Source organism: Psychrobacter sp. FME13 (assembly GCF_014861395.1).
In the GTDB taxonomy this organism is placed as follows: Bacteria; Pseudomonadota; Gammaproteobacteria; order Pseudomonadales; family Moraxellaceae; genus Psychrobacter.
The window spans coordinates 1-5,164 of record NZ_RRYV01000192.1 but is presented as its reverse complement, the minus strand read 5'-3'; the positions used below and the strand labels follow the sequence as shown (position 1 = coordinate 5,164).

The 5,164-nt window shown below is 43.4% G+C and carries 3 protein-coding genes and 2 pseudogenes; 1 reads left to right on the top strand and 4 read right to left on the bottom strand.

Annotated elements, in window-relative coordinates; genetic code table 11:
- Positions 1-22 precede the first annotated feature (22 nt).
- Together EI164_RS14555 and EI164_RS14550 are read right to left on the bottom strand one after the other, a co-directional pair.
- Positions 23-1,321, bottom strand: a complete 1,299-nt coding sequence (locus EI164_RS14555) for a toprim domain-containing protein (RefSeq protein ID WP_192520639.1) — start codon at positions 1,319-1,321, stop codon at positions 23-25.
- A 236-nt stretch (positions 1,322-1,557) separates the two neighbouring features.
- Complete coding sequence (locus tag EI164_RS14550) at positions 1,558-1,758, bottom strand: hypothetical protein (protein ID WP_087041097.1); 201 nt, start codon at positions 1,756-1,758, stop codon at positions 1,558-1,560.
- A 132-nt stretch (positions 1,759-1,890) separates the two neighbouring features.
- Between EI164_RS14550 and EI164_RS14545 the strand changes: the two genes are divergently transcribed.
- Positions 1,891-2,331, top strand: a complete 441-nt coding sequence (locus tag EI164_RS14545) for a helix-turn-helix domain-containing protein (RefSeq protein ID WP_087041098.1) — start codon at positions 1,891-1,893, stop codon at positions 2,329-2,331.
- Between the two features lie 507 nt (positions 2,332-2,838).
- On the opposite strand, the pseudogene EI164_RS14540 reads toward EI164_RS14545, so the two are convergent.
- Together EI164_RS14540 and EI164_RS14535 are read right to left on the bottom strand one after the other, a co-directional pair.
- Positions 2,839-3,486, bottom strand: a pseudogene (locus EI164_RS14540) (IS5 family transposase); the annotation flags it as partial.
- Between the two features lie 47 nt (positions 3,487-3,533).
- Positions 3,534-4,810: pseudogene (locus EI164_RS14535) on the bottom strand (IS256 family transposase).
- Positions 4,811-5,164 lie beyond the last annotated feature (354 nt).

Sequence of the window (5,164 nt, the reverse complement as noted above, 5' to 3'; positions counted from 1 at the left end):
TGCTTTGGCTGTCACCCTCCTTTTATCTCCTCAGCATACTTTCTGATACACCACCGGTATTTTTAGTGTCGCCTTGTGGTGTGCGAATACGAAAAAAATACCACGACTCATCAGTGACAAGGTTTTGCTGATAATAGAGTGCTTGTGGCTGACAGTTCATGATTTGGGTGACAGTCATGCAAGACTGCATTAGATCGTCATGCCATAGCTGTACGGCTTCTTTTAATTCTTCTTCAGTATTGAATAGATCCTCTGTCGGTTCGCTGTCCGCATCCATTTGCTTGGCTTTATCAAAGCTCTCGCTGTCTACTTTTACCCAGTAGGTGCAACTGTTGAAAAACATATAAAAGCTAGTGGTGCCATACTGGTTGTACGTCAGTAGCGCCTTGTCCTTTGCTGTCTCAGCAATAAGCAGCTCACCATAAAAGCGGTAGCGTTCAAGGTCTGACTTGGTGAGTTTTCCTGCTTTGTGTAGGTCGTTCCAGTCTGCACCGTCGCTGTACTCACTTGACTGTGCGGCGGTGACATCCCAGCCGTTTTGGCGTGCGGTGGCCACCAGTTTGTCAGTGGCTTTGCGTCCAGCATGGTCGCTATCGAGTGCTATGATAAGCTTGGGCAGTGGCTTACCAAGCTCTGCCATTCGTGCTTTTATTTGCGCTAAGGTGTGCGCTGGGAAGTTACCGGCGGTGATGTTGCTAATGGCATGTAAGCCGTTCTCAGTCAGTGCCATGGCGTCAAAGATGCCTTCAGTAATCCATAGCTCTTTCACATATGGCCAGATGCCATGCTGTAGGTGCAGCTTTGGCGGTAGCCAAGCATGACCTTTAAATTTAAAGCCTGTTTGTACACGGGCCTTTTTTATATTTGCGGCGGGTTCTATCAGCCGTTCCCAATACCCTAGAGTTTGCCCTTCGCTTGTGATGTTGAAACGGACACTAGGACAAGTAAAATCAGAATAGAAGTCTTTGAATACTTCTTGGGTATAGCTGCCTTGCCATTTGACAATAGCAAAGCCACGTCCCGACTGAAGATAAGCGTCAGCCGTGGCATTTGGGTTGCTGGGTGTTGGTGGGTTTTTCTTCGTCCAATTGGCGAATATGTCTGGGTAAATATCGCGAGTAGATGCTTGGTAATTGCATTTATTAGCGCGGCCACACTGGATCGTCCACGGCGCATCAGCACCGGTGAATAACTCCTTTTTGCCGCATGACGGGCAGCGGCCATAACGCAAAAACTGACGGTCGCTGGAGAATTTGAGACCATAATCTTGTACGAGGCGAGTGATTAGCTCGCTACGGGTATCATCTTGCATGGTTTGCATAATAGTGCTCGTTTGGTTTGGTAAGTGGTTTGGTTTATGCCTACGATGGATTGACTGTTTTCATGTCTAGTAGTGATGAAACTACTGATCTGATAAGCGCTGATCTAAAGGGGTCGGGTGAATACGAATATTGTTGGATATGGCTGATAATTTCTGAAGTACTGACCGGTACTTCCCTCATCGCCCAAAAATGACACTGTCATCTCGACTGTGTTTGCGATGGCAGTGTCAATATATTAGGTTGGTTGCTTTGACTGCTCTAATTGCAGACCAGCTTGGTAGCGCCGTAATGCGATAAATCCCATAGAACGAATCTCAGTAGCTGCAGTTTTTTTAAGTTCAGCGTGTTGTTCTGGCAGAAGTCGAATAGGTATGGCTTTACGATTGGATTTATGTAACTGTCCTTTGTTCGTAGCTTGTAATGTGCTCACTTTCATTTTGGTGGTATCCTATTATGATAGAATATATTATTCTAAAACGTTTCACTCAATTGAGTGTATAATAATACTAACATTTGAGTGTATGTCAATATTTTGTTTACATGAGAGTGTATTTTTGAGGGGGGTTAGATGAATCCTGAAGATATGGGTAAGCGATTGGAATTAGAACGTGAGCGTCTAAATTTGAAAGCAGTTGATGTCTACAACCAGTTAGGCGTTCATCAAAATACCTATAAAAATTATGAAACAGGCAAGCGAGATATGCCATCATCATTAGTCGTTAAGCTCTGGAATATAGGGTTTGATGTGATGTATATACTTTTGGGTATAAGATTGGAAACACTAGCGAGTGATGCCATAGTTAATGATATCGATACACCAACACGCTATGCTCGACGTTTGATCTACTTACCTGAAATTATGGATATACACAACCCTTCTGATGCTTTACTAGTAGCTATGTACCATGCTGAAGAAGCATTCATCCAAGCTGGTGCGGAGGTAAATAATGATTATGACTACAAAACATTAGCTAATATCGGGGTAGGATTAATCAATAGGGTCAAATGAGCGTATTCAGAGACAGTTTGATGTTATATTTCAATACGTATTCATTTCAGACATATGAAGAGGTAGCTTTGATAATATTTTGATTATCATCAGTGCATATTTATTTGCTAATGATTTTCTTATGTAGCAGAAACGATTTATCATACATGGGTTTGTGTTGATAAAAACGTAACACAGTGCTATTGTTTCAACTATAAGAGTCGGCTTAAAGTGAGGAATAGTGATGAGTAAGTTAAAAGGTTTTATAGATACGTCCTGCGCTTTTATTGAGTACGGCGTGAGAGGTTGGCTCACATATAGTTTCATAGTTATTACTATGTCTACTTTATATTTTCTAGGTATGATTTCAGAGAGTACTTTTGCCCTTGTGTCTCTCATAGGATTGGGGCTGTTAACCGCGCTATGGTCACGTGATCAAGCTCAGGGATACGTACCGGCATGGTGGTTGAAACTTGGACGAGGGAAAATAGGTATCAAAGCTAAGTTAATCTAGGGCGTGTTGAACATTCATAATTTGAGCCAGATATAAGCACAAGCAAGAGCGACCGTATTTTCATAACTCTGCTTGAGCTTATCAAATCTGGTGGCAACCGCCCTATACTGTTTTAGCTTAGCGAAAGCGTTTTCTACTAGATGTCTGGCTTTATATAAGTCCCAGTCCATATGGTCGTTAGAAGACTGAGTGTTTCGTTTTCGAGGGATGTTATTATGCGTCCCTGCTTGTTCAATATGGGCTCGTAGTGCATCAGAATCATAGCCTTTATCGGCACATAAAACCTCTGTATTACTCAAGTCAACCTTGTCTATTAAATCAGGTGCGACTTTGACATCGTGGGTTGTGCCCTCTGATAAAATAAAGGTAATCGGATTGCCATGAGCATCAACTGCTAAGTGAATCTTGGTCGCGCGGCCTGCCACACTTTTGCTAATGGATTGTAGGTTCTCATTGCCACTACTGCTGTGCTGATGCGCTTTAATATGAGTGCCATCGATAAAGACCCACTCAAGGTCTGCGTCTTTGATCAGTAACGTAAATAATGCCATTAGCTTATTACTGCGAAACCAGCGCTGGTAAGCTTTATAGATGGTATTAGACTTGCCAAAATACTCGGGTAAGTCGCGCCAAGGACAGCCAGCACGCATGCGATAAAGCACGCCCTAACCGTTCGCTATTTTTTTTGCCATTAATTTGTCGCCAATGTTCAACACGCCCTAATACGATCATCAAACATAATCATAAAGCGATTCAAAGCAGACGTCCAGTGTTGACTCGGCATCGACCACTTTTTGGATGCCTGCTGGGTGGCTAAATACACCACTTTAAACGCCGCTTGATCAGAGGGGAATACTTTACGCTTATTCACCGCTGTCCGAATCACACTGTTTAAAGGCTCTATCGCATTGGTGGTATAAATCACTTTTCTGATGTCTTTAGGGTAGCCAAAGAACACCGTTAAGCCCTCCCAGTTATTACGCCAAGAGGTAACCACATGCGGGTACTTATCACCCCATGTTGCGTTGAAGGATTCAAGATTGGCCTCTGCTATCTCAAGCGTATCAGCGCCGTAGATAACCTTTAAATCAGCCGCTACGGCTTTCTTATCAGTCCACGGTACGAACTTCATTGAATAGCGTACCATATGCACGATACACAGCTGAACCTGAGCGTTGGGGTAGACGGTGTTGAGGGCATCAGGGAAGCCTTTTAAGCCGTCAACACAGGCAATGAGAATATCTTGTACCCCGCGGTTTTGTAGTTCAGTGAGAATACCCAGTCAGAACTTAGCGCCTTCATGCTCTGAGAGCCACATACCAAGCAGCTCTTTTCTGCCATCAAGTCCCACGCCTAGTGCCAGATAGATAGCCTTGTTGATGATCTGCTTGTCTTGACGTATCTTCACGACGATGCAGTCCAAATAGACGATAGGATAGACGCTGCTCAGCGGACGGTTCTGCCAAGCGGTGATGTCCTCTAATATGTTGTCAGTGACTTTTGAAACTAAGCTACTGGAGATATCGACATCGTAGAGCTCTTTAATGCTCTCTACAATCTCGGTGGTGGTTTGACCCTTGGCGTATGAGCGAGGATAAGCAAGTGTGTGGGGCACACTTGCCCGAAGCGCAAGACGGAAGGCTATGCCTGTAGTGACGATATGATTTTATCATCGAGACCTGAGATACGGGTTTGATGCTTACTGACCAGCACAGGCTCAAAGCTGCTATTGCGGTCTCTTGGAGCGGATATCTCAAGATCGCCTGTGTCACTGCGGACGGTCTTTTTAGTATGCCCATTGCGTTTATTTGGCTTATCTGCCTTTTCATGCTTAGGATAGCCGAGATGGTCTTCCATCTCAGCTTCAAGGGCAGTGTCGATAAAGGATTGCATGAGCTGCTTCTGGAGGTCTTTGATGTCATCGAAGCTTTTCATGCTACCAGCCATTTGTTCAGCTAGTTTCTTAATGCCAGATTGAGTTGTCATTGCTTATTCTCCGGTTAGTGGATTATAAGCAGTTACACAAAGTTTGGGAAACTCTCTGAACGTAGAATGCTTTTGCTGTTTTCTCAGTATCCGTTAATCTATATATTTTACCTTTCTCTATTATTTTCTTTAAGTGTACCTTAGCGTCTATTAAATTATGTTCTGTAAGGTCTTCGAACGAAAGGTTTAGTGCTTCTAGTTTTTTGTAAAAGTGAACTGTACCGGGTTTGTCTGAGACCTTTTTATTTAAGTTAAGCCACTTGACCTAACAGGTTAAGCTTATCATAGTACATTGCTTTAAACTCAAAAGGCGATACATAGCCCAATGCACTGTGTATACGCTTTTTATTGAAC